The organism is Paenibacillus sp. BC26, from assembly GCF_900116125.1.
In the GTDB taxonomy this organism is placed as follows: domain Bacteria; phylum Bacillota; class Bacilli; order Paenibacillales; family Paenibacillaceae; genus Paenibacillus_Z; species Paenibacillus_Z lignilyticus.
Window position 1 is genome coordinate 935119 of the sequence record NZ_FPAD01000002.1, and the last position, 25733, is coordinate 960851.

Sequence of the window (25733 nt, forward strand, 5' to 3'; positions counted from 1 at the left end):
AAACCTCTACTTGGTACTACAAAAGCAGCCACAAGACGACGATAATGTAAAAATTCTCTCCTCCAATTGAAGGAAACAACCGCTCTCTTCTCGAAAACAAAGGCAAGCCCTCAGAAAAGGAGCAACCTCATGCTCTCTCAATCCGCCCTCATACTCAATGCGTTCATCATTTTCCTGCCTTTGATTTTTTACCGTCATACCTATAAACGCAAGCACCCGCTCTTCGTGTACGTGTTGTTTTTGATTCCTATGATCATTACCATGACCTTTCCGGTCAAAATCTTCGATTCGGTGCTCGACCTAAGAGGAATTCCGCTCGTAATCGGCTCTCTCTACGGCGGCCTGTATACGATGCTGCTCTTATTCGGCAGCCTGCTTGCGTACCGCCAGATCTTGGGCGGTATCGATCTGTTTCATTACTTCCTTTCTCTATTGCCGTCGATCGTGCTGCTGCTGCTGCTCGTCAAGAAGTACGAGAAAGCCGAAGCCAAGCGGAGAATGCTGCTCGTTGCCGGTACATGCTTCTTTTTGCGCGTGACGGTCGTCAATTTGTATGCCCTGCTCGAAGGGAACACTTCCTTCTTTATGGCGTCATTTGTTCCGACTCTTCCCATCATCATCGTTCAATGTATCATGGCAGTGATGCTGGTGTTCATCATCGAAATGATCCGCACGCAAAATCGGATGCAAGAGGACATCATCCAAGCGGAGAAAATGAAGGTCGTCAGCGAAATCGCGGCGTCCGTAGCGCATGAAGTCCGCAATCCGTTAACGTCCGTCCGCGGCTTTATCCAACTGTTGTCCGATCCGGCACTCAACGATAGGAAGCGTCGAGAGTTCTCTTCCATTACGCTCGAGGAACTGGACCGAGCGGAGGCCATCATTTCCGATTACTTATCGCTCGCCAAACCGCAGATCGAGAGACTCGAACCGATCGTCCTGGCGGATGCGCTCGCTAAAGCGTCCCAAATCCTGAGCTCCTACGCGAATTTGCAGAACGTCGAAATCATCACGGACATTAAGCTCACCGCAACGGTATACGGCAGCAAGTCCAAGTTCAGGCAAGCCATCATCAATATCGGCAAGAACGCCATCGAGGCGATGCCCCGCGGGGGTATGCTGACCTTGACTTATACGGTCAACATGCCTAACCAAATCGTCACTATCACGATCGCCGATACCGGTATCGGCATGAACGATGAACAGCTTAAACGGCTGGGCTCGCCCTACTACACCACCAAAGACAAGGGCACCGGTCTTGGGACCATGGTCATCTTCAGCGTCATTCGGAGCATGAACGGCAAGATCGAGGTCCGCAGCAAGGAAGGCGAAGGTACTACGTATTTCATCACGCTGCCCTTGACGCAGCAAGCTTAAAAACGCTTATACTCCTCTATCCTTAATCCTTGTACCTTATTACGGTTCCCGCTATGAAATCATATACGGTTCGTTTCTTTGGATTCAATAATGGACTAATCAAGTAAATGAGCACCAGACCATAGACCGTCCCCAATAAAGAGTAGATCAATGAGTCCGGGTATTCAGTTGGAATGACCATATGCCAAATCGTAAAATGGGCCAGCTCCCAAGGTGCGAATTTAAGAGCGGATCGGAGAATTGAAGTTCCAAGTCCGATCGATTTCCCATTCGTGCCAGTCACCACGATCCCCATTTTTCGTTTTCCCCATGTTGCATGCGCTGCCGATCCCTCACATAGTGCAAAATAAAGATAGACAGGAAGCGTGATGAATAGAAACCCACTGCTCTCCGCCAACAACGGAGAAGTCGTAAACAATGGTTTCAACCAAGGACGAATCACAGCAGATATGCCGATTAGCAGAATGATATAGCCCGATATGATCACATAATCCCACAGAAAAGCGATGAGCCGAGTACCTACAGATGCACTGTTTGCATTTCCACGCCGCTGCATAACGTTACCCCTCTTAACCAAAATCATGCATCTATCAAGCCCTCTTATCTCATTGATTATATCACCAAATTATTACAAATTTGCTTTAGTTTTTGCTTAACTTTCAACCGCTAGGGCAGCCCTATAAAAATAGCGACTATCTGCATAAGACAGATAGTCGCTATTCGAGTTGTGTCCCTGATGGGGCTGAATGGTGCCCTATTCATGCAAAAGGCGGCCATTATCATGCCATTGGCCGTACATCTTGTTCTCTTTCGTGTTTGCAATGAATTTATCGAGTCTGCTCTGAAATAATTCCGGCTGATCTCGATAACTTTGTATGGTGTCGATTCGAATTCTTGTATACAGATCCGGGAAAGCCATGAAGTTATCATAGACTTGCTGATCTTCTCTGAGCCTGTGCTCTATAACCTCATTAATCCGAAAGGAATCCGGGCTCATATCAGGAAGCACCTTTCTCCCTTCGTCACGCATGAATCCCAAACGTTCGAGCCTGCGGACACGTTCTTTGTTCAATTCCGTCCATGAGCTTTTTTTGCTTCGCGGGGAAAACCTCTGCGCCAGCTCGGTTTCGGATATTTTTTTCTTCACGCCGTCAATCCATCCGAAGCACAACGATTCTTCGACGGCATCCAAATATAACACTGCATCGGGGGTTGGTGTCATGCTAACCACGACCCAGCATGATTTTTCAGTCGCGCTATTCTCCAGTAACCATGCCCGCAAATCTTCTCTCGTTTTTGCCGGAAGTACGTTTTGCATCTCCATCATACGATTCTCCCTTGACTGCGATGTTGAAGATACTGATCCAGCAGCGCATATATAACACCAACGACTCCGAATAGCAGCATAGCCGTGCCCCTATTAAGACCATATTCCTGAATAAATAGATTATCATACAACTGATTAAACATCATGACTCCGCCGACTATACCTATCATGCAATAGAGCAGCACTCGAACCAGAACAGCTCTCACGAGCTTACTAATTAACATTGATAAGGGTAACAGAGCAACCGGATAGAGAACGCATGAGCTAAGAAACATTAACGCGACGAAGGTGAAGCCTATATTGTGATAGCCGTAATATTCCGTTGTCGTGATTTTAGAGCCTTCTGCCAGTTCGAGGCCTAACGCTGCTGCGTTGAACAGGAGTATGAATATCAGCCATTGCATGAAGTACCGGAGTACCTGCACAATAAACACCACCCAATCGAGCTATTGGACCGGATTTATTTGAGTAAGTAGTTAACGACCGGATAAGAGATTAGATTTCGATCTCGGTAAGTCGACGTTATGATATCGGCGTGTTTACTTAGAATCCCGTTTTGTAATAGGACAGGTTTGAATCCTCGTTCGCTGGCTCCGTTATAGGTAAACAACACGCATTGCTCTGCCGCATACCCTGCAAGGATGACTAATTCCACTTCATGATTCTGCAGAACTTGCTCCAGTTCTGTTTGCCAAAAGGCATTCGAGCTTTCCTTGCTTACAATGATGTCCGTGTCCTGCACTTGAATCTCCGGAACCGATTGGAATGTTTCTCGATTTGAGTCCGAAATGCCTTCAATGTCGTGAATGTGTATGACTGTGTGATTATTGGAACGCAGCGAATCGGATACATAGTTAATGTACTCACTGGCTCGTTCTATCATCTGCTTGTCTAAACCTTCCAGATGGGCTGTTTGCATATCAATAATTAGGAATCCAATTTTCATCGACGATACTCCCTCCATTTATATGAATCCTGATGCCCTTCCAATTATACCAAATCATCTTCTCGATCTACATATACGAACAAGGCAGGCGATCCAAGTGATCGTCTGCCTTTACGTTGTTAAATGCGGCTTAGCGGGAATTAATCATGCCTCAAATGCTGTAACGTTTGGATAAATATTTGCTCCACATGATCGTCATCCAAGGAGTAAAATACGGTTTTCCCTACTTTACGTCTCTTTACGATACGCAAGTTTCTAAGAAACCGAAGCTGATGGGATATCGCTGATTGCCCCATGTCGAGCACCTGCGTCAAATCATGTACGCACAGCTCGCTCTGTGATAAGGCATGAATAATCTTAACCCTAGTGGGATCTCCCAGTGTCTTGAATAAATCAGCCATCGCATTAGCTGCGGACTCATCGACTAAATTTTCTTTCACGACTTTGAAGTCCATTTGCGTGCCGCTGCATGAATCGTCGCAGGTTTCGATAATAAGTTTATCGTCCAACTGTTCCACCAACCATAGATTATTATGTCCTTCATTATACCATAGCCGGCAGCTGATTGTTGCAGCACTCCGGATGGGCGAATTGCATTTGACAGAAAAATAATTCCAACATATCATATGAATAGATGCTCATATATTAACGAAAGAAGGCTGCTTATGAATGAATATCGCGTCAAAGGACTCTCATGCGGGAATTGCGCGCTCGGACTCGAACAGCAAATCAAACAGCTGGAACACGGCGAGAGCGCTTCTCTTAGTTATAATTCAGGCAAACTGAAGCTTGACCCCCGCGTATCGCTGCCTGATGTCGAGCAAATTTTAAAATCGGATCACGCCTATATCGATCATCACAGCCATCCTGCTCAACACAATAAGCATGAACATGCTCACGAGGGCAGTCATGATCATACGCATGATCATGCCCATGATCATTCCCATGAACACGGGAATTCCAAGATGGTGAAGCTGCTGATTGTCTCAGCAATTCTCTATGGTGTTGCTTATATCTCGGGCGATCAAGTATACAGCGGCATCCAAATCGGCATGTATGTTGCAGCAATTGTCCTGAGCGGCTACTCGACATTTGTAAGAGGGCTTCGAAATCTGTTTGCCTTGCGATTTAACATTGATACCCTCATGACAATCGCTTTGGCAGGCGCTGTGGGAATCGGAGAATGGAAAGAAGCAACGCTCGTGGCTGTTCTATTCGGATTGAATGAGCTGCTCGAAGGACTTGGGATGGAGAAAGCCCGTCGCTCCATGGAGACGCTCCTTAAAGTAGCCCCCAAAGAAGCGGTGAAACTTGAAAATGGCCGCGAAGCCGTCGTGCCCATCTCAACCTTGACGATCGGCGATGTCGTAATCGTGAAGCCCGGCGAGAAGATCCCCTCCGATGGAGTCGTAATGAGCGGCAAAAGCTCGGTTAATGAAGCTGCCATTACAGGAGAGGCATTACCGATTGAGAAAGAAAACGGAGAGCCTGTTTTTGGCGGAAGCATCAACAACGAAGGCGTCCTTCACATCCGAATCGAGAAAGCCTACAAAGATTCTTCGCTGGCGAAGATTCTGCATTTGGTTGAAGAAGCGCAAGAAACCAAAACACCGACGGAGTTATTCATTAATAAATTCGCAAAATACTATACGCCGATTATTATGATGGTCTCGGTACTCGTCATTCTGGTTCCTCCCCTTCTCCTAGGTGGAGATTGGAGCAAATGGGTGTATCAAGGCTTAGCCGTCTTAATCGTCGGATGCCCTTGTGCACTCATTCTCTCTTCGCCAATTGCCATTGTATCCGGCATAACCAGAAGTGCCCGGAACGGGATATTAATCAAAGGCGGCGTCTTTCTGGAGCAATTAGGCAGGATCGATACCATAGCCTTCGACAAGACGGGGACGATAACCAAAGGAGAACCTCACGTCGAGAAGATGATCGTATACCGGGAGCAGCAATTCTTAGCGGTCGCAGGGTCCATCGAAAGCTCCTCTTCTCATCCACTGGCCAAAGCTATAATGAAGAAAATAGCAGAGCTTGGCGTCGACGTCATGGCACCGGATGAAATCCAGACGATTTCCGGCCGCGGTATTACAGCTATCGTACAAGGCAAACCATACTGGCTTGGAAATGAACAAAATATGGAGCATCTCCCTATTCCAGCCGATGTCCAAACTCAAATCAATGAATTAAAGAATGAGGGGCTCACTTTAGTTCTCCTGGCAAATAACGAGCAGGTTCTGGGCATGTTCGGTATTGCCGATGAAATACGCGATGAAAGTAAAACGGTCATTGCAGAGCTCCATCAGGCAGGCATTCGGAAGACCGTCATGCTTACCGGAGACCATCAGAAAACCGCGGAGAAGATTGCGAAAATAGTTGGCGTTACTTCAACCTTTGGCAATCTGCTGCCTGAAGATAAAGTGAAGCAAATCAAACAGCTCTCCCTTCACGGTAAAGTCGCTATGATTGGGGATGGCATTAACGATGCGCCTGCATTAGCCACCGCTCAGCTGGGGATTGCAATGGGAAAAGGAACGGATAGTGCGATTGAAACCGCCGATATCGTGCTCATGCAGGATCATTTAGGCAAACTGCCGGAAGCCGTATCCGTAGCTAAACGGGTCAATGCGATCATACGGTTTAATATCGGCGTTTCAATCGGATTGAAGCTAATCGCCTTGCTGCTTACCATCCCCGGGTGGCTAACCTTATGGATGGCTATCCTGTCCGATATGGGCGCTACGATCTTCGTCACACTAGTGAGTCTGACCGTGCTGATTGGTCCAAATAAACGATGAACATCCGACATGCTAAACGGGTAAACAAGCTGCCAAGACCACTGCCAAGCGGGGTAAGAACGTCTTGTGCCATTTTGTACCCAAGCTTTCTTGACTAGACTGAGGCTGCCGATAATCGGCGGCCTTTTTACTGTCCGCGCACATACGTCGGATTCGGTGATCGTACGTCCGTTAGCTAATATCGTCATAATTACGTTATTCAGGTCACAGCAGGTCGTTGTCGAGACTCAGATCACTGGGATATAGTAGGTATGCTAATCACGAATTAGCGATATTTCTCTCTTCCACCATGTACAGTCCGGAGAAGGGATCAAAGCATTGGAAAGGAGGAAATCACCTGAATTGAGGGGAAAATGATCGTTGTATTGTAAGCGTTGTCATTAAAGCTTGAACAAACTGGAGGTCGGATTATGAAGAAGAAGAAATCATCTTTATTATCGTCTTTTTTGGTCATGATAATGGTGCTCTCCACATTCTTGATGGTGGATAACAAAGAAGCTGATGCGGCAACTGTAACCAGCAATGCTACTGATGATGCAACCATGTGGGGAACAAGTTTAATCGGCCCTACCGCAACCACGATGGCCGTTAATGTTGGCCAAGACAAAAGATCGTACTTGAAATTTAATGTCAGCAACTCAGGTACGATTACCAGCGCCGTTCTGAATGTGAAGTGTATCACAGGCGGGACCGCGAATATTGGTGCATACGCAGGAACGGGTAATACGACTTGGAATCAGACTACCCTTGCATGGAATAATCAACCTGCATTGGGTTCCTTACTTGATTCCAAGAATACAACCTTCGTTGCAGGAACCGTTTATTCTTTCAACGTCCTGCCGCTTATTAATGCCAATGGAACCTATTCGATCATCCTAAAGGGCATCTCCGGAAATGAGGTAACTTTCTCCACGAAAGAAGGAACTACGATACCGAATGTAGTTACCACAACTACAACAACGCCGCCCCCAACCGGACCGGACCTTACCGGATACACCTTATTAAGAGATTATTCGTTTGGTACCTCGCGCAACACGAACAGTCTTACCGCCCTAACCAATTCCTTTAATGCGTATGGTGTCGCGGGAACAACGGTCATTAACAATGAATGGCAGCGATATCAGCCGATCAATGCAACCAATCACCATTTAACCTCTACAACGTTGGAATTAACAGCAACCGCAAACTTAGGCGGCGTATATGACGGAGGAATAAGCAGCGGTCAAATTACTACGAAGGAAACCTTCTATCCGTACGACGGCAAGACGTATATCTTTCAGCTAAGGGCAAAAATCCCTAAAAAGGTAGGAGCTTGGCCGGCATTCTGGCTGTACTCTCCGGGCGGTGCCGGATCCACGACTTCAGAGATTGATATTGTTGAATTCTTCGATACGCCAACGCAGAATACGTATGACTGGACGGGATTCGATCATGGCGATGGCGTATTTTCCGATTATTACAGCATCATGACCAATCAATGGGTATGGCATCCGGGAACCGATTTTTCAGATGACTATCATCTCTACACGCTGATTTGGAAGGAAGGGAACCTCCAGAAGTGGGTGGACGGTACGCTGGTGAAAGGAACTCTCTTTAGATGGGATGGGCCGGCACCGCAAGTTCTCATTAACCTGGCAATGGGCGGAAATACGAACAATAATCCCGTAGCTTCTTCCTTTCCGGCCGTCTTCTCCTTGGATTACTTCCGCGTTTACGTCAAATAATTTAAAAACCTCCATCAGCTCAGCTGACGGAGGTTTTTTACCAATTTCTTCGATGTTGGGACCTAACTTAACTCAACTCAATTGAATATGGTCTTTGACCTTTACATGATATCGACCGATCGTGATGCAAGGCAGCGGTGAAGTCGTAAATTTACCCACAAGCGCCAGCTCATTGTCGCCTTCCTTGAGCCAAGAACGCCATACATAGAATCTTCGTTGATAGCCGCCCGGATAATATTTTCCGATTAACTCACCATTTACATAAATCAAAGTGAAATCATGTACGCCCTCAAGCTCGATGTACATCGGATGTACCGCATCCGTCCAATCTGAGTACGTAAATGGACTCTTAGCGATAACCAGGGAGCCCTCCTGCTTGGTTGCAAAACCTTTCAAGCTTTCCTGCTCATATGTACCGAGCTCACCCTCTATTGCAGCTTGAATTCCTGATGCTAAAGGAATAAAGCTCGCTTCCCCTTCGATTGCGGCCTTATAGTAGGAAATGCTCGCCGGCTGAAGGACACCGCCGCCTCTTGGCCCCATTAGACAACGCAGCAGAATTTGGTTTCGTTCTCCGAATTGAATCCAAGGTGTAATATCCCAATATTTCGGGCTATTCTCGAATCCCCAGTTGCTCCACCCTTGCCAGATCGCAGCGATCCGCCTGCCATTCACATAAAGGGCGTAGATTAAGTCCGCATCTCTAATCTCAAGCAGAACCCGATTTCCGGCATACTTGGCGTCCGCATAAAACTGTGTTCGGTTTAAAACTTCACCCGAGCCCGTATAGTCGATATTGGCGTCTTTGATCAGCATGCCTTCCGAGCCGAACTCGAACGGTAACCAATTATCCGTCTCCTTACCAAGCGCTGCAATATCGATACCGATTTCCTGCGCATAGCCATCATCGTGAAAGGAGAGTAACTGATCCCTTTCCTCAAACATCTTGACTTTCTGTTCCTTGGCGAACAACATCTTCTGCTCCCAGCTCACCAGTTCTTCGTAATGAAGGGCGTCCACATACAAAGGCAGCATCATACCGCTTAAAGCCGGATCCAGAGCCATATCTTTGTCATGCCCCGTGGAGTAGCAGCGAAGCGTTAAATGATTTTTCCCTTTTACCGGATTGTTTAGTTGAACCTTCATTGTGCGTTTGCCCGAAGCAACCCATTCATGATTAATGAACAGATCAAAATAATCATTCAATTCCGGTATCAGTAATTGCTGCACCTCGCCATCACTGATCCATTCACTTGCGTAGACCGCGTATCCGCAATCGTTATGCCCATTTATCTCGTAGGGGATCCCTAGTTTGGTTCTCTTGGCTGCGGCATTCGAGGAAACAAACTGCGCCTCCCAATCCTGGCAGATATCCCACTTCATCATTTCAGTTTCCTGAAGGTCAGGACTGCTATGCTGAGGAGCCATATAGGTGATTTGCTGCATGGAGGCATCTGATCTGCGAATCACGGTCAATTCATGGCTAACGCCGGGTTCAGCCTCCACGCGAATTTGATCGGCGTCTTCGAACCATTCCGCATAATAAAGATCCGAAATAAGCAGATCCCGTTTGCCGCCGACTTCCGGTCCAAACCAGGTACGCATGGCCCGCTCCCGCGAAATAATCATAATGCGATAGGTATCCAAGCTGAGCCATTGATCTTCCGGTTGATGGGTGAACGTAACGCTTAATTCCTTGTCGCACCACGCAGTCCGCACAGCCCCGGAGTCAGCTGCATGCGGCAGCTGCTCGCTGTTCCACATCAGCTTCAATTCATTTTCCCGGCCAATCTCCCCAAAGACGATACAAACGCTCGAATCCCTATAGAGGAATTCAGCCGTGGAATGAATCCATTTCAAGCCCTCATGTAAATGCACATGCAGCGGATATATCTTCGTTTCCATCGGCAGCAGCACGGTTCTCGTTGGAACGACGCCAAGCATGGCGGATTCCCAAGTAAAAGCCTGTGTTTCATCGGAAGCATTGCTGAAAGAAAGCAGCTGCATACCGCGAAGGTTGACCAGCACTTCGGGAGGAACACCGTCTACTTTCACTTCTGTGCCTGTCATGATCTCCGGCTCATCTACCAGTAAGGATTCGAAGCTAAGCAGCTGAGCATGCGTAGTCTTATAACGATAGTACAATTCCCCAAGCTCGCCCCACTCTTCGATGGCAGCTTCGTTATAATAACCATTCGGAAAAAATTTAGCAGGCTGCATCCCGGGATCCGTTCCACCGGCAAACATAAAATAGTTCAGCCCTGCGCAGCCGTTAATAAACGCAAGCTTCGTCAAGCTTTCCAGCCATACGCGCGGCAAATGTCCCATTGTAGTCACGTCTGAGCTGGTAGCGGTGTTTAACCAGCCGGCTTCAAATTCCTGACTAAAGATCGGCTTGTCGGGATGCGTCTCCCGATAGTTCTGAAAGTAAGCAGAGACTTCCCGAATTTGATCCGGTCCAGGCGTTGGATAGTAATCCACTGCCCCCAGCAGTCCCTCTTCAGCATAATAATCTCCGTTATTCAGCACGATAGGCACTTCGATGCCAAGCTCTTTCACTTTATGGACCAACTGAAACAAATAGGGTTTATTCCCAAAACCGAACTCATTCTCCACCTGCCAGAGAATCACATTGCCTCCCTCCGTAATTTGAGTGCCTTTCAACAAGGGAGTAATCGTATCCAACCAGCGATGCAAATAGCGAAGAAATTCGGGATCACCGGTTCTCGTTCTAATGCCTTCCGCCCATATCCAGCTTGGGAATCCCCCACCGGAAATTTCGTCGCAGACATATCCGCTTGGCTTTAATATGCCTAATACTTCATTCTGCTTCGTTAATTCCACAAACCCGGCGATATCTAAGCGGCCCGAGAAGTCGAACTCTTCCTTCTCTCTCTCATGTAACCCCCATGGCACGTAGGTGCTGATACAATTCAAGAGATTGGCTTTTAATTTGCGGATGCGATCCTCCCATTCGATCGGATCTGTCTTGAAATAAGACAATTCCCCGGAAATCACCAGCCTGCTCTTGCCATTAATCTTAAAATAAGAATCCTTGCAGCTTATTACGCCTTCAAGGTTAGTCGTCATCATGTGGTCTCCCTATCGCTGAGTGCCTGCCGGATGCTCAGTTCTAACGGCGAGTAGTCACGTGGATCGTCTCGATTCAAGTTCATGCGTTCTTTTAACGGGGTCGTCCGGTTGCACATGAAGCGCGGAACGCCGTTATGGTTGGGCGATGCCGTATGATACAGAAACGGATGACAGAGGATGACATCGCCCGGAGAGCCGGTCGTTTCAACCACGCGCAGCTGACTCCCCTCTGAATCCCTATGCAGCGTGTTCATAAAGGTATGAATGCGGGCTTCCGCAGAAGAAGCATATTTTCCGTTCGTTATTCCGGTCAATTGGGCCAAATAGGGATGCTGCATATTTAGCGCATCTATAGCAGCCTGTGATTCTAGTCCTTCCGGATGCTGTGCCAAGAAACGAGCGACCAGCTTATGCGAACCTTCAAGCACTAACGTACCGCCGCCACGCGGGGCGATTTCGGAGAACAAACATAGACAGAGCAGTCCCTGCTCCGGACTATCTACATAATGACGGAAGTGAATGCCGTCCCAATGCCAGCCTTCCGTCGGAACGGTCCACTCTTGCTCCGCCCCCAATGCAAAATTAACCGGCCACCAGCCCCAAGTAGAATGAATCTCATCGACGCCGTACACACCTTTATCTGTCCATCTCTCTCTGCCGATCAACTCTTCTATCGCATTGGCCATTCTCAGCGAGTTACATTGATCAAATTCCGGGCTCCGATAGGCTTCCTGGATGTAAATCATCGGTTTCGTCCAAGACGATGGATCTTCTTGCATGATCCCTCTCTCTCGGAGTTTTTCCCACAGAAACTGCTGACAGGAGACTGCCGTTTCCCTCGGAAAGGCTTGCTCGACCTTCACCCAGCCCCGCTCCTTGAAATGCTCGATTTGCTCGAAGTTAAGCACGCGATTATACATCGTATCCCTCCTTGGTATAAATAAGGCTAACGCTCCGTAGAGCGTCAGCCTTTGTAATGGTTATTGCTGAATGCTGCATATCCAATCTTGCGATCGTTCACGCAAACCAATCAGCATTACTTCGCCGTTTTTACCCACTCATCCAGTTGCTTTTGCTTCTCTGCAATAATTTTATCTACGCCAATGGATTTCAATTTATTGATGTACTTCGGCAGGAATTCGTTAGGATCCACAGTTCCGGTAAACAAAGCAGGCTCGAATTCTTTCTTCGCATTGTTGAACGCCGCAATTTCATTCTTCACCGGTTCCGGGTTAAAGACAAAACCAAGCACGCTCGACTTTTCCGCGGATTCATTAAACTTCAAGAAATTGTCCCACTTGTTCGGGTTCTCATTGGCCCACAGATAATCGTTAAACTGATTACCGAACATCCATGCTCCATTAAGCACATAACCCGATGTTGCTGCATCGACGCCTTCCGGGAAGTCAATCACGTTATCGCTTTTCTTCACGAAATGTTTGCCTTCGATACCGAATGCGAGCAGGTTAACCAGGTATTTGTCGGTGTAAAGAAGATTCAGGAACATCATCGCACGATCCGGATCCTTCGAGGTTCTGGAGATCGACGTCATCGAACCTGTCGTATCTGCTGTTCTAACAATTGGTTTCGTTAACTCCACCTGCACGAATTCAACGCCGTTAGCCAAACTATCTTCCGCATCTTTACCCGGCTTCAGCTGTTGCACGTAGGAGAAGGCTTTACCCGCTTTGAGAGCACCCGAGATGTCTGCTGCCGTTGCCGCATCCTTATTCACATAACCGGCTAGGAACCACTTGCGCGCCAGATCCAATTCTGCTTTCACTTGAGGCGTTTCAATGCTGGACACGACTTTAAAATCGTTTGCTCCCCGTACTACCGATCCAGGGCTGCTGTCTCCCAGATCTTCAAAATTCATCGGATTATAAATCCAATCCACGCTTGTATCTTTATTCAAGTAGAGCGGAACAACGCCGGACTCTTTCTCTTTGATCATTTGATAGATCGGTTCCAAGTCTTCAACCTTTTTAATTTGCGTAATATCGATTTTGTATTTATCTACGAGATCTTTGCGGAGCATGACGCCTGCTTGGCTGGCTAGCTCTTTATTGATAGGGATGCCATAATTGCGTCCGTTCACTTTGGAGCCCTCGAGCAGCGCCGGGTTAATGACTGTTTTCAGATCCGGTGCATTCTTATCGATTAGTTCGGTTAAGTCGATAATGTTGCCTTGTTGAATCTTCGTGCCGAAGTTATCCCAGTTCATCGTCTGAAGCAAGTCGAACTGCTCGCTCGATGCAAACTTCAAGTTCACTTTGTCCTGCCAGCTGCCCCAGTCTATGACATCCAATTCGAACGATGCGTTAATTTTATCTTTAAGATATTTGCTTATCTCCTCATTGACCAATGCCAGGTCCTTCGGCACCGCTCCGCCCGGAACAACCATCTTGAGCTTATATGGCGCCAGTTCAGGTGCCGCGGGAGCTTCATTAGTCGCGGGGGTTTCATTGGTCGCCGTTGCTTCTTGCTTCGTATCATTAGCCGGCTTCTCGTTGCTTGCACTTTGATCGTTATTTTTTCCACAGCCTGACAACAACAGAGATGCTGAAACAATAGAGGCTACAACGAGTGGAGCTGCTTTTTTCATTTTCTTCATCTTCATACAAACCCTCCTGAGTATATTTATCTATGCTAACTAGCAATGCTAGTTTTAGCCTTTTACAGCGCCTATGGTCAATCCTTTTACGAAGTATTTCTGGAAGAACGGATAGGCGAACACCATCGGCCCCGTGCCAACAATACACATGGCCATACGAACGGATTCACTCGGTAGGTTTGCAATTTCTGTAGAGCTCGGACCGCCGGCTTGGGCGTTTGCCAGCAAAAACTGCAGGTTCATTAACACTTTATACATCATGTATTGGAGATTAATGATGTCGTCGTTATTGATGAAGATCAAGCTGTTATACCAGCCATTCCAATAACCGAGCGAGTAGAATAATCCGATTGTTGCAAAGACAGGCAGCGATAACGGGACCACAATCTGAACGAGAATTCGACCTTCGCTCGCCCCCTCCATCGTTGCAGATTCAATAATAGAGGGATGAATCGTCGTTTGAAAGAACGTTCTCATAATAATTACATAGAAGGCGTTCATCAGCAGCCCCGGGACAATCAAGGCGAAGATGGTATCCTTCAGATGAAGGAGATTCGTGTATACCAAGTACCAAGGCACCAGACCGCCGCTGAAGATCATCGTGAAGAAGATAAAGAAAGAGAAGAATCCTCGAAAGTGAAAATCTTTCCTCGATAGCGGATAAGCAAACAACGCAGTCATCATGATTCCGGCAATGGTGCCTACAACCGTAACCAGAATGGAAATCCCGTAAGCCGCTATAATGCTGTGAATATCGAACCACAAATACTTGTAAGCGGACAAGCTGAATTTCTCGGGGATTAATTTATAGCCGTGGAGTGCAATTGATTTCTCGTCCGAGAAGGATACGCCTACGACCAACAAGATGGGAAGCAGGCACAGACAACCGTATAGGATAAAAATGATGTTCAGAATGATATTGGATTTTGTTGAGACCGCCAGCACGTCTCGCGGGTTCCTTCGTACAGCCGAAGGTTCATCTTGCAATGAATAGTTTACCGAAGTTGTAGTTTCCAAGCTTCTCCTCCTCCTGTTCTAAAAGAGTGCATTCTCTTTATCTATTTTGCGTACAAGGAAATTCACGCTAACGACCAGAACGAATCCGACTACGGATTGATACATACCCGCCGCTGATGACATGCCGGTATCTCCCAATCGAATCAAAGCCCGGTACACGTACGTATCAATGACATTCGTCGTTGAGTATAAGGCTCCCGCATCCAGCGGCAATTGATAAAACAAACCAAAATCCGCATTTAAGATATGACCGACCGCGAGCAAGGTCAGAATGATCATCATCGGCTTGATGGAAGGCAGCGTAATGTTCCTGATCAACTGCCACTTGGTTGCGCCATCGGTTATGGCAGCTTCATAGTATTCCTTGTCGATACTGATAATGGCGGCTAAGTAAATGACGATGGAGTAGCCGACGTTCTTCCAAATGTAGACGATCGGCAAGATGAACGGCCAGTATTTCGGTTCGCTGTACCACGAAATCGGTTCAATGCCGAGCGGAGCCAATATGATGGTGTTAATGAATCCAAATTCCTGGCTTAACATCGAGTAACCAAGGTACCCTACGACAACCGCTGACAGAAAGTAGGGGAGGAACATCACGCTCTGATACAAATTGGAGAAGAAGCGGTTTCGCAGCTCATTCAGCAGAATCGCGAATGTCACGGCGCTGACCAGTGTAAGAACGATAAATACGAGATTGTATAAGATCGTATTTCGCGTGATGACCCAGGCATCGGTAGAGTTAAACAGAAACTTAAAATTGTCGAATCCAACCCATGGGCTCTTTATGTAACCCAGCGCGTAATTGATGCTTTTGAAAGCGACAACCGACCCAAGCATCGGAATGTAATTGTTGATGATCAAGTAAAGTACGCCCGGCAGTAACATGAGCAATAAATATCGATTTTGATATACTTTTTTAATAAAGGTCGTTTTGTATTGATTATTAATGGGTTTATTACCCATATTCAGCACCTTCCTTCTCGTTATCCCCATCTGTTATCTTTATTATAGAGTTTCAAATATAGGCTTTCTACGAAGTGGAATGACATCATTGCCGTTATTATGACAGCAATAAAATAAACCCTCGGATGAACAATGGATTGCTCACCGAGGGCTTGTTGTTGCGTTTATTTATCCAGCAATTGATATCGCTTGCGAAATTCCTGCGGATGAACGCCGACTTGTTTTTTGAAAACTTTACTAAAATGAGAGAAGTTTTCGTATCCCATAGATTCACAGATTTCACTAATTTTAAAATCCGTCTCGATGAGCATAATTTTGGCTTGATTCATTCGGACTGTAATGATGTAGTCCATCAAGGTTTGTCCTGTTTCTTTCTTAAACAGCCTGGATAAATAGGCGGAGTTTAAATGCACATGAGAGGCAATCTCTTCCCTCATTACATCCTTCAAATTCGCTTGCACATACTGCTTGATCTTCTCGATAATTGCAGAGCTGTCCATCCGCATCAACTGCATATAATCGATTCCCGCTGTAATAACACGCGCAGTCCATTGTTTAAACTGCGCAATGGAACGGGTTGCCGAAGCATCGCCGAACCACTTTCCCGTACCCAGCATTTCTTTCACGGACCGTCCATGCTTATGCGACACTTGGTACACCATATGTAAGATCGAGTGGTACAGGGCATCGATCGTTTCAGCCGCACTGGATTGATCTTCCCGGAGCTCTGCAAGAACGGCGTCCAGCCGCTTCATGAGCTCCTCTTTCTTCCCTAACTCGAACAGCACGACCCAGTCCGCACATTCAATATGGACAGGCGCTTTAATCGGATTCGCGGGCACGCTGCCTGTGCGCTCCGGCTGGAATTGGACAACCTTCGTATTGACAATATTGCGAGCCTCAAGCTCCAGCAACGCATGATAGCTGTCTGACAGATCGCCTATCCCTACCGGCCGCCCGATATAACAAGACAAGCTGCAATAGAACAGTCGTGAACAGACGTCAATATAGGCTTGGCACTTGGTAAGCCAACCGTCCATATCGGCTTCTGCAGGGTTAGTCAAATAAATGAGGATGAAATGAAGGCCGTTGCGATCTTGAATTACGTCACCTGCACGTGATTGCAGAAACAGCTCAGCTGCCGCATTACGAAGCGCGTACTCCATAATTTCTTCATCGCGCAGATTGAACTCCTTGCTCCACATCTCAACACTGAGCAGAATAGGCAAAATCCAAGTATTCGGGTCAAACGTGACATTATACGCAGGCAGCTGCTGCAGCAAGTTGTCCGCGGTCGGAATAAGGCGCTGACCTAATATATCTTGCCAGAATCGTTCGGTTAATAAGGGTTTCTGCTTCTCCCAAAGCTTCTCATAGGTTTGGAAGCGTTCATCGAATTGCTCGACCTTCCTCAATTCCTCTACCCGCTCCTGTACCTTCACCATGACCGATCTTAATTGATCATAGTTAACGGGCTTCAGTAAATACTCATAGCTGCCCAGGCGAATAGCCTGTTGGGCATATGCGAAATCGGCATGGCCGGTCAAAAAAACAGGCACGATCGACGTGTTATGCTCCCTAACCCACCCAACCAGATCGAGCCCATTGCTGTCAGGCATTTCAATATCGCACAGCAAAACGTCGATGTTTACGGTTCGAATAATTCCCATCGCTTCATCAGCGTCGCACGCGCTATAAACCTCGCTGTAGCCTAACCCGTTCCAATCGATCCCTTTTAACAAAGCTTTAATCGCATAGACTTCATCATCTACGATAAGTAACTTGTACATGTTAGAGATCCCCCTGCTCCTCATATGGTGACTGTTTGGGAATGATTAAGCGTACGGCTGCCCCTTTCCGGGCACCATTCTCGAACAGAATGTTGAATGCCTCGCCATACTTCATCCGTAAGCGATGGTGCACATTCCAAATCCCAAGATGTTTGTCGCCAGAGCCCTGGCCTTCTGCATATTGACCGGCTTGGAACAGCTGTAATTTGTCGGGAGCGAACCCCTTGCCGCTGTCGCTGATGCACACTTCATAGCAATCGCTCGACGCTTCGGATTGCCTCACCGTGATGGCAATTTGAAAGACCGCTTTGCCTTTATCCATCCCGTGTATGATCGCATTCTCAACAAAGGGTTGAATGATTAAGGGAGATATACTGTATGTCTTATACATGTCCGGGATTGTAATCTGAAAGGTGAGTTTCTCCGGGAATCGAAGCTTCTGAATCTCCAAATAGTTCTCGATATGTCCAATCTCTTCGGCCAGTGTAATCGTATCCCGGTGGGAACGAGTAATGAAGCGGAAATAATCGCCTAAATGCTGGGTCATTTTCTGAACCAGAAGATTCTCTTCCAGCACCGAGAGGCTAAATATAATATTTAAAGAGTTCAAATAGAAATGCGGGTTAATCTGCGCTTGCAAGTGGTTAAATTCCGCTTTCTGCGCTCGCAGCATTTCCTCGTAAACGTTAATTTTCAAGCTTTGAATTTGCGAGGCCATCTTGTTAAACGTCTCTACCAGGAAGGAGAATTCTTTGGTGGAATGGTCGCCAAGCCTTACATCCAAGTTCCCCCGGCCGATGCTCTGCATCCCTTTGATCAGAATGTTCATCGGTCGCAGCAGCACGTTCTTTACAAATAACAAGTAGAAAACAAGAATGATAATTAAGCCAATCGGAAGCAAGAAGAGCAGGCGCTGAAAATATAACAGTTTCTGCAGCACGACTTTCTCCGGAATGAAGACGGCCAGACTAATCGGCGCATATTGAAACGGAAGGCCGACAAGCATATATTTGCTGCCGCTCGACGACTTCGTAAAGGAAACATACTTCATCTCGTTGTGTTCCAGCTTCTTCACAATATCATTGACGTTATCGGAAGAGAGGGTGGTTTCAATTAGGGAAGTACCCGTGTTCGACATCAGCAGCAATTCTTTCCCGCTGTTCCCGAAATTCGACTGGCTGAGCGGTTGAATTAAGTGATTGATATCGATTAAAGCGCCTACATAAAGCTCCCGGTTGATTTCATTCGGGCTTATCGGAATGACACGTACCAAGTAAAACTTATCGTTCCATGAAGTGACCGTCCAGTTCTGCGTATCCATGTCGTTCTTATGCTGTTCAAAGAAGGAATACAGGACGCCGTCAAATTCCTGGGTATCTTCATAGCTCTTTTTGACGCTGATCATATCATTATTTTTCTTCGAATAGACGAAGAAGGTTTTGATTCCTTTATAGACGCTGAGATCATCATCGAACTTGCGCAATAACCACTGCTTGGCCATAAAATAGTCGCCGTTGTCCTTCGGATATAAAGTAAGCGGTATCAAATTGGTATAGGAGAAATCGCTGCTTCCCAGGCGCAGAATATAATTGTTCGTTTCCTCCAACGTTTGATCGAGAGAGGAGACCTGCGTTTCAAGGAAATTGTAATAGGACTGGGATACCTCCGCACGGACGACATTCATGGCATAGAAATTATTATAGAACAGAAAAAAGATCAAAGGGGTCGTTACGATAAAAAAACCGAGGATGAATTTGAAACGCAATGTTCTCTTCTGGTTCATCAGCTAACCTCTCTCTGCGTCAATCAATCGACCTCAATCCGGTCTTGCACGTCAAAATTGTAACCCGATTCCTAAGAAAATGTCGATACTTGGTTTCGGTTTGCACAACTCTCCCCGGATTTTCTAATCATAATGGAAGGGTTAGATGCAATATACGAATTGTTATGACATGATTACTGTTTTTATCGCTCCTTGCGTAAACCGCGCAAAGAATAAAAGCCGCTGCCCTGCTGCACAAGGCAGCAAAACAACGGCTTGGGGATGAGGTTATTTTACATAGCACACTCACCCATAAGGACCGTGCTGATGAAAGCCCAGCAGCCGTTTAAGGCGAGGATCGCCTTCTGCAAAATCAATCACATCCTGCGGCATCACATAATTGATGAACGGCCAGAATCGCTGCGAAATCCACCTCTTCCCATACATAACCTGCTGTACGGCGCGGTCGGTATCGCTTTGATTCGTCGATCCGCGATGCCAGGTTTGGCCGGAGAAGATCAAGCAATCGCCTTTGCGCGCATTAATCGTAACCGGCTCTTGCCCTTTATAGACCGGCGGATCTTGATTCGCCGGCGGATGCTGACCGCTGCGGTGACTGGTCGGAATCAACTGCGTCGGCCCCATGTCAGGTGCGACATCCACTAAGTAGTAGATACACGTAATGAGATAGGTCGGTATCTGGATACGCTCATCCAGCTCCGTTCCTTCAGGCAACGGCAAGAACAGTTCCTCATCCACATGCCAGGTATCAAAGCCTTTGCCTTTCTTGGTCGTAAAAGCATTCATACAGAACATATGGCATTTCTCGCCAAGCAGCGCTTCCGCGAAGTCGACGACAGGTTCATTTTCGATCAAGCGGATATACGCTTCGCCCCGTTCAAACATACGCGTACGGAATCCGTCCCATTGCCCCGGCAGAGGCGGTTCTTCCAAATAATGCAGCAACCCGGCATGCAGCTGATCCGCCCACGACTCCGAAATGGCCCCCCGAAATACAGTAAAACCTTGCCGATTAAACTCATCCAGATGCGATTGTAAGGTTGTCATCATCAACGCTCCTAATCCCAGCTATATTTAGGTTGCTTCAGCCCAGCTTCTATCCATAGAAATCGGCCGGTAATGGAGTCCGACTCCGGTTTTAGCAATTCGGCAATGAGCTGAACGGACTTCGCCGGCGAATCACCGCCTGTCCTCTCCACCCAAGCCACCCAGTCCTGCAGTTCACCGGGCACGCGAACATGATCTCGTATGGCTTCGAACATTTCAGTTTTCACTTCACCGGGGTGGAACACGTTCGCAGTCACGCCCGTGCCGCTAAGTTCAGCAGCCAGCTGTCTTGTAAAATGATTTAACGCCACTTTACTCGTAGCGTAGGCACTGTTAGTCCCTTCGGGCTCGGCCAACGCCGCGGCGGAGGTCACGTTAATGATGCGTCCCCATCCCGCTTTCACCATTTCTCCTGCCAATGCTCTGCAGATGAAATAGGGGCTGACCGCATTGATCATGATCGTGTCCATCCATCCTATCGGGTCGCTTTCCAGAATCGGACCGATTTCTTTAAACACGCCTGCCGCATTCACGACTACGGCCGGAACGCCATAGCTTGCGAACGTTTGCCGCGCCATCGCCTCGACTTCATCCAGCTTCGAAATATCCGCCGAAATCGGATAAGCCGTTCCGCCTTGTTCACGGATGATTGCTGCCGTTTCTTCGAGCTTCGCCGCTCTGCGCCCTACCAGCACGAGCTTTGCTCCTTGTTCCGCCAAACCAATCGCAATTGCTCGCCCCAGCCCGCTTCCGGCACCTGTTACAAGCGCGATTTTGCCATCCAGCAGCCTTGATGTTTCCGACATATGATCCTCTCCCATACGATGATGCGGATGATGAAATACTTAACCTTTATTGTAAAATAGGTTCAGATATGCGTCATTGATCACAGTAGACTCAAAATAGACGAAATATGACTTTATAAAAAAAGACTACCGCGCGGGTAGTCTTTGGTGAGCTATGCGGGCTGTGCGATTAGTTTGTGACAATACCAATCATGAACCCATCGTAGCCTTTGCTGCCGACGGTTTGAATCGCAGTGGCTGTAATCCGTTTCTCTTCCGCCAAGAGATCATAGAACTGCCTCACTCCAATAACACGTGGATCGTAGTTATTCTCATCCAGCACTTCGCCTCCGCGAACAACGTTATCGCCCACAATGACCGTCCCGGGATGGGAGAATTGAAGGGCCCCTTTCAAATAGTGCGGATTGTTTGGTTTATCGGCATCAATGAAGATGAAATCGAACGCCTCCACGCCTTCGTCCCGCATGAGAGCCAATTGCTCCAAAGCCTTGCCGACTCGAATTTCAACCTTATCCTGCACCTGTGCATGAGCTAGATTCGCTGCGGCAATCCGCGCATGATGGGGATCGAGCTCCAGCGTAACGATTTTGCCTTCCGATGGTAGTGCTCTCGCTAACCATATGGTGCTGTATCCGCCGAGTGTACCGATTTCCAGAATCCGCTTGGAACCATGGAGCTGCACGAGCAAGTTCAAGAATTTGCCCTGCGCGGCAGAGACATCAATCGCCGGTAATCCCGCTTCTTGATTGGTGGATAACACCTTGTCGAGAACAGCATCCTGCTCAATCAACCGCTCCGCGATATACTGATCAACTTTACTCCAGACCGTTGCTTGATTTTGATTCATACTTATCACTTCTCCTTCTCTGTGTGAACTGAAACGCACTAAGCTGGGCTTGTTTCCACGCTAACGAATCGTAGAGGTCTTATTCCGGAGAAAATAACACTTCTAAAATTCTAACGAATCACAGAGGTCTTATTGGACCCAAATAGGCAGAAATGCATGAGTTTTCGAGCGAATAAAACCTGTAGGATTCGTTAGAATTTCAAATCGCTGTTTTTTGATCAAATAAGGCGCGTACAATTCGTTAGAAATCTCAGCACGATATCCGCAAGATGATCACTTCCCCTTCTCCTACTGAACTTCTGCTTTCAGTGTATTCCAGCTATAATCATAAATATAATATATGTTTAAAATGGATCTATACATTTCATATATGATTTGGTCGCAAGGAGGCGCTCGAGATGAATCTACATGCCTTACGTTTATTTCATGTGATTGCGAGTACGGGGAGCGTGACTCGTGCATCGGAGCTGCTCAATATCAGCCAGCCTGCCATTACCGCGCAGATTAAGAAATTTGAGAAAGAGCTGCTCCTCCCGCTGCTCAAGCCGCAAGGGAGAGGGATCGCTTTAACGGATGCAGGTGAGGAGATTGCTTTGCTGGCTAAGCGGCTTTTTGCCGTGGAACAACAAATCGAACAATATGCCCGGGATTACCGTAACGGCGCGCATGGATGTATTCGTTTGGCTGCAACGTATTTGCCGGCTCATTTCCTGATTCCCACCTGGATAGCAACCTTCAAACAGCAGTACGAACAAGTCGAGATGATCATTACCACAACGAATTCCAATGATGCTTTAAAACAGCTCTTAAATGTAGATGTCGACATCGCGATTTACGGAGGGATGCCCGAGGCTTACCCGGATACGATTCAGACGGAGGAGTTGTTTCGGGATGAGTTATGGTTTGTCGTTGCCCCCGGCCATCGCTATGCGAATCAACGGGTTTCACTGTCCGAGATGATGAAGGAGCCTTTCGTTATGCGGGAGGAAGGGAGTTCCACGCGTGAGCGGTTGCTGTCTTTATGCCGTACGTATAACTCCTCGACACCGACAATTTCCCTGCAATTCAATGGATTGCACGAAGCGATCACAGCTGTCATCGCAGGCTATGGCGCCAATTTCGTTTCTTCCTTGGTGGTTCGAGACTACGTCAAGCGTGGGGAGTTATGCCGCGTATATGTGGAGGGCATTCATTTAACCAACAGCATTGCGATCTGTACGCGCAAGCACGAGCCGCTCTCTGCTTCCACGATGAATTTCATCCAGATGATTCGTGCGAATCCTGTGCGAGGATAGAGGTGCGAAAACCGCCGAAAAATAAAGCTGAGCGTTCCAAAATGGAACGCTCAGCTCACCGAATTACAAATCCTTTGATGTATACTCCGTATCGCAGTTAGGGCACTTCAGACTAAACTTCACTTCGTAACTATCGCCATACGTATGGTCGCCGGGAGTTATCGATTTGGACCAACCTCTCCCTTTGAACTCTTTTTGCGATACTCTGCTTAATTGCGAGTCACACTTCTTACAGTAGTGTTTGGTGAAGAAATAATCTTTTGCCTCGCCATACGTGAATGAGATCCTTACCTTATAACCAACCGGGAAACCATATTTGATGATATATAAAATGCCCGCTATAATCCCTGCAATAATGAACGCTAACCAAAAATCAGATTCCTTCATATGCCCCTATGTTCTCCCTATTATGTAACTTTTCTCTCTACTATAAGACTTATTTCCCTATCGATACACTGGTAATATATTCAGCTCATGGTATCAGAACAGTTACCGCGTTAGCCGACAGCTGTGTTACTTACATCAAATAGTGGTTAGCTAAAATACTTACGGCGAATCCCATTACTATCATAGCAATTCCTAACGTTACAGATATACGTTTCACTGCAAGTCCGGACTTCTCAATAATGAGAAAAGCTACACCCACTATCAGCCCGAAGATGATTGATTTAACGTCGGCAATCCCCACCCATTGCAAAATATACTTATCTGCGAAGATAGAAAGCAAACAGGTGGAAGCAACATAAAGCGGAAAACGTAGTTTCATCAGTTACTCCTTACGTAGTCTATTTTGCAAAAGTGACCTCAACCTCGGCAAAGGCAGCCGATCTGCGTGATCGACTACCTTTTTGAAATCATACTTTATCGACAAAGAATAGTACGGTTCTATAATATTTCATGAATCGTTTATAATCGGCATTGCCTTTCAGCACAATGATAGCCGGGTATGCATTAACCTTGCGCCGTTTTAAGGCGGACAGCAATTCTTTCTGAAGGATGCAATTAAAGCGCCCCTCTTCATACCGGATCAGAAGCGGCGGATGTGCGGCGGTATCCTCACGCTCATCTGCCTGGCCATCCCCCACATCTATTCCTTCTCGCTGAATTAGTCGCACCGGAAACTTAATGACGCCAAAATACAGATGCTCCTCCTTCATGAACTCTTGTAAAATAGGAGCCTCTTTCCGGGTAAGCAGCAGGTAGCATTGAATCCACTCTTCGATCATCCCGGCATTCGCGTAGTGTACGGCTGATTCCAATGTCGGAGAATAGGACAACACCCGATCACTTTTCTTCGCATAGATAATTTTCTTAATCGATTCCAAGGACAGAAAGTAGTCATCCGCAAGCTCCGAAACCGTCACCCCATGGGCATACTTGTTACGAATCATGAGGTTGCGCTTCTGTAATTGGTCGCGGTAACCGGTCGCTTCGCCCCAAGCCTTCTTCTCCTCGCCGGAAGGAATATATAGAAGTTTTCCTGCCGCATACTTCTGGATTTCCCTCAGTAGTTCCTCCGGCAGTACATCGTTAGCGTTCTCATATTTCATACGATCACCATCTATATCGCGTATAGTCGATCTTTCAGTTCACGAATTGATTTCATAATGGACATGCAGGACTCCGTGTCATCAATCGATGCATGCCAGCGCAGGACATCGATCCCTTTATAATAAGCCATACATAAGAATCTTTCTTTAAAATCCGGAATGACGATATTCCTCTTCCTACAATACTCGTTCAACAGCTCCGGGATTTGGAGGTAAGGTTTATTTAAGTCCATGATGGCAAAATCCAATAGGAAATCGCTAATACCGGATCGGCTCCAGTCCGGAAACCCGACCATGGACTTGCCGTCTGTAATCATATTGATGAAAAACGTATTATTATAGACTAGAAATCGTTTTCCTTCACAATAAGGAATTCGATCCATCATCTCCTTGTAGTACGTCTCGAAGAATTCCCGCTCCAATACGGTTGTATCAAATAATTCCTTCCAATTCGTCCAATACCCCTCTTTATCATCGGCGAAAGTATCCAGTAGAAATGCCCTGCACGACTCATATTCGGTTTTGCATGCATCGTTAAACTCACCGTAGCCCTCTACTCCCGCTATATCGCTCGAACTTATCTCAAGAATTTTGTCAAAAAACAATGCATGGTTTTCCGCAAATTGTTCCGGGTTTAGCTGGTCTGCTGCAAATCCATTTGGTGTCATATTTACGTTCTCAGAAAGCATCGATTTAATGATATGGTCTTTCCCCATCGCTCTATCTCCTCTGCCATGTTCTAAAATG

General features: G+C 46.9%; 22 protein-coding genes. 4 read left to right on the top strand and 18 right to left on the bottom strand.

All coding sequences use genetic code 11. From position 1 onward, the window contains the following. Nucleotides 1-180: 180 nt before the first annotated feature. On the top strand, nt 181-1377 hold the full coding sequence (locus tag BM412_RS20275; protein WP_177245953.1) for an ATP-binding protein: 1197 nt from the start codon (nt 181-183) through the stop codon (nt 1375-1377). Between the two features lie 22 nt (nt 1378-1399). Here the strand turns inward: BM412_RS20275 and BM412_RS20280 are convergent, their stop codons facing one another. The 5 genes from BM412_RS20280 to BM412_RS32575 form a co-directional block, all read right to left on the bottom strand. After that, a complete protein-coding gene (locus BM412_RS20280; protein WP_091222995.1) occupies nt 1400-1933 on the bottom strand; it encodes an RDD family protein in 534 nt (177 codons plus the stop codon). Nucleotides 1934-2131: 198 nt separating this feature from the next. Further along, on the bottom strand, nt 2132-2701 hold the full coding sequence (locus BM412_RS20285; RefSeq protein ID WP_091222391.1) for a YdeI/OmpD-associated family protein: 570 nt from the start codon (nt 2699-2701) through the stop codon (nt 2132-2134). Beyond that, nucleotides 2701-3129 carry a hypothetical protein gene (locus BM412_RS20290; protein ID WP_091222393.1) on the bottom strand — a complete coding sequence of 143 codons (429 nt, stop codon included), beginning with the start codon at nt 3127-3129 and terminating at the stop codon, nt 2701-2703. Before BM412_RS20290 ends, BM412_RS20285 begins: the two co-directional genes overlap by 1 nt. A 35-nt stretch (nt 3130-3164) precedes the next feature. Beyond that, entirely contained in the window at nt 3165-3650 is a 486-nt protein-coding gene (locus BM412_RS20295; protein WP_091222396.1) for a cysteine hydrolase family protein, read from the bottom strand. 140 nt (nt 3651-3790) lie between these two features. Further along, complete coding sequence (locus BM412_RS32575) at nt 3791-4105, bottom strand: ArsR/SmtB family transcription factor (RefSeq protein ID WP_256256500.1); 315 nt, start codon at nt 4103-4105, stop codon at nt 3791-3793. Nucleotides 4106-4315: 210 nt separating this feature from the next. Here BM412_RS32575 and BM412_RS20305 point away from each other — a divergent pair, with 210 nt between their 5' ends. Together BM412_RS20305 and BM412_RS20310 are read left to right on the top strand one after the other, a co-directional pair. Further along, nucleotides 4316-6454 (top strand): heavy metal translocating P-type ATPase, encoded by a 2139-nt coding sequence (locus tag BM412_RS20305; protein WP_091222402.1) that lies wholly within the window; start codon nt 4316-4318, stop codon nt 6452-6454. 410 nt (nt 6455-6864) lie between these two features. Continuing rightward, nucleotides 6865-8178: a CBM96 family carbohydrate-binding protein gene (locus BM412_RS20310; RefSeq protein ID WP_091222406.1), complete on the top strand. Its 1314-nt coding sequence runs from the start codon at nt 6865-6867 to the stop codon at nt 8176-8178. Between the two features lie 72 nt (nt 8179-8250). Here BM412_RS20310 and BM412_RS20315 read toward each other — a convergent pair whose 3' ends face one another. The 10 genes from BM412_RS20315 to BM412_RS20360 form a co-directional block, all read right to left on the bottom strand. Continuing rightward, on the bottom strand, nt 8251-11268 hold the full coding sequence (locus BM412_RS20315) for a beta-galactosidase (protein ID WP_177245954.1): 3018 nt from the start codon (nt 11266-11268) through the stop codon (nt 8251-8253). Continuing rightward, a complete protein-coding gene (locus BM412_RS20320) occupies nt 11268-12191 on the bottom strand; it encodes a phytanoyl-CoA dioxygenase family protein (protein ID WP_091222412.1) in 924 nt (307 codons plus the stop codon). The genes BM412_RS20315 and BM412_RS20320 overlap by 1 nt, the downstream gene beginning before the upstream one ends. A 116-nt stretch (nt 12192-12307) precedes the next feature. After that, complete coding sequence (locus tag BM412_RS20325) at nt 12308-13885, bottom strand: ABC transporter substrate-binding protein (protein WP_177245955.1); 1578 nt, start codon at nt 13883-13885, stop codon at nt 12308-12310. A gap of 54 nt (nt 13886-13939) precedes the next feature. After that, nucleotides 13940-14902 carry a carbohydrate ABC transporter permease gene (locus BM412_RS20330; protein WP_256256474.1) on the bottom strand — a complete coding sequence of 321 codons (963 nt, stop codon included), beginning with the start codon at nt 14900-14902 and terminating at the stop codon, nt 13940-13942. Between the two features lie 18 nt (nt 14903-14920). Continuing rightward, a complete protein-coding gene (locus BM412_RS20335) occupies nt 14921-15868 on the bottom strand; it encodes an ABC transporter permease (protein ID WP_240547913.1) in 948 nt (315 codons plus the stop codon). Nucleotides 15869-16032: 164 nt separating this feature from the next. Beyond that, nucleotides 16033-17658: a helix-turn-helix domain-containing protein gene (locus BM412_RS20340; protein ID WP_177245956.1), complete on the bottom strand. Its 1626-nt coding sequence runs from the start codon at nt 17656-17658 to the stop codon at nt 16033-16035. A 1-nt stretch (nt 17659) separates the two neighbouring features. Next, nucleotides 17660-19441 carry a sensor histidine kinase gene (locus BM412_RS20345; RefSeq protein WP_091222420.1) on the bottom strand — a complete coding sequence of 594 codons (1782 nt, stop codon included), beginning with the start codon at nt 19439-19441 and terminating at the stop codon, nt 17660-17662. Nucleotides 19442-19726: 285 nt separating this feature from the next. Then, entirely contained in the window at nt 19727-20488 is a 762-nt protein-coding gene (locus tag BM412_RS20350; protein WP_177245957.1) for a phytanoyl-CoA dioxygenase family protein, read from the bottom strand. 11 nt (nt 20489-20499) lie between these two features. Then, complete coding sequence (locus tag BM412_RS20355) at nt 20500-21294, bottom strand: SDR family NAD(P)-dependent oxidoreductase (protein WP_177245958.1); 795 nt, start codon at nt 21292-21294, stop codon at nt 20500-20502. Between the two features lie 169 nt (nt 21295-21463). After that, complete coding sequence (locus tag BM412_RS20360; RefSeq protein ID WP_091222429.1) at nt 21464-22141, bottom strand: O-methyltransferase; 678 nt, start codon at nt 22139-22141, stop codon at nt 21464-21466. Nucleotides 22142-22539: 398 nt separating this feature from the next. Here BM412_RS20360 and BM412_RS20365 point away from each other — a divergent pair, with 398 nt between their 5' ends. Next, entirely contained in the window at nt 22540-23436 is an 897-nt protein-coding gene (locus BM412_RS20365; protein WP_091222432.1) for a LysR family transcriptional regulator, read from the top strand. A 517-nt stretch (nt 23437-23953) separates the two neighbouring features. Here BM412_RS20365 and BM412_RS20375 read toward each other — a convergent pair. From BM412_RS20375 to BM412_RS20385, 3 genes are all read right to left on the bottom strand, one after another. After that, a complete protein-coding gene (locus BM412_RS20375) occupies nt 23954-24202 on the bottom strand; it encodes a hypothetical protein (RefSeq protein ID WP_091222437.1) in 249 nt (82 codons plus the stop codon). Between the two features lie 88 nt (nt 24203-24290). Beyond that, entirely contained in the window at nt 24291-24986 is a 696-nt protein-coding gene (locus BM412_RS32925; RefSeq protein ID WP_371264840.1) for a CD3324 family protein, read from the bottom strand. A gap of 11 nt (nt 24987-24997) precedes the next feature. Next, a complete protein-coding gene (locus BM412_RS20385) occupies nt 24998-25702 on the bottom strand; it encodes a hypothetical protein (RefSeq protein ID WP_091222439.1) in 705 nt (234 codons plus the stop codon). Between the last annotated feature and the right edge of the window lie 31 nt (nt 25703-25733).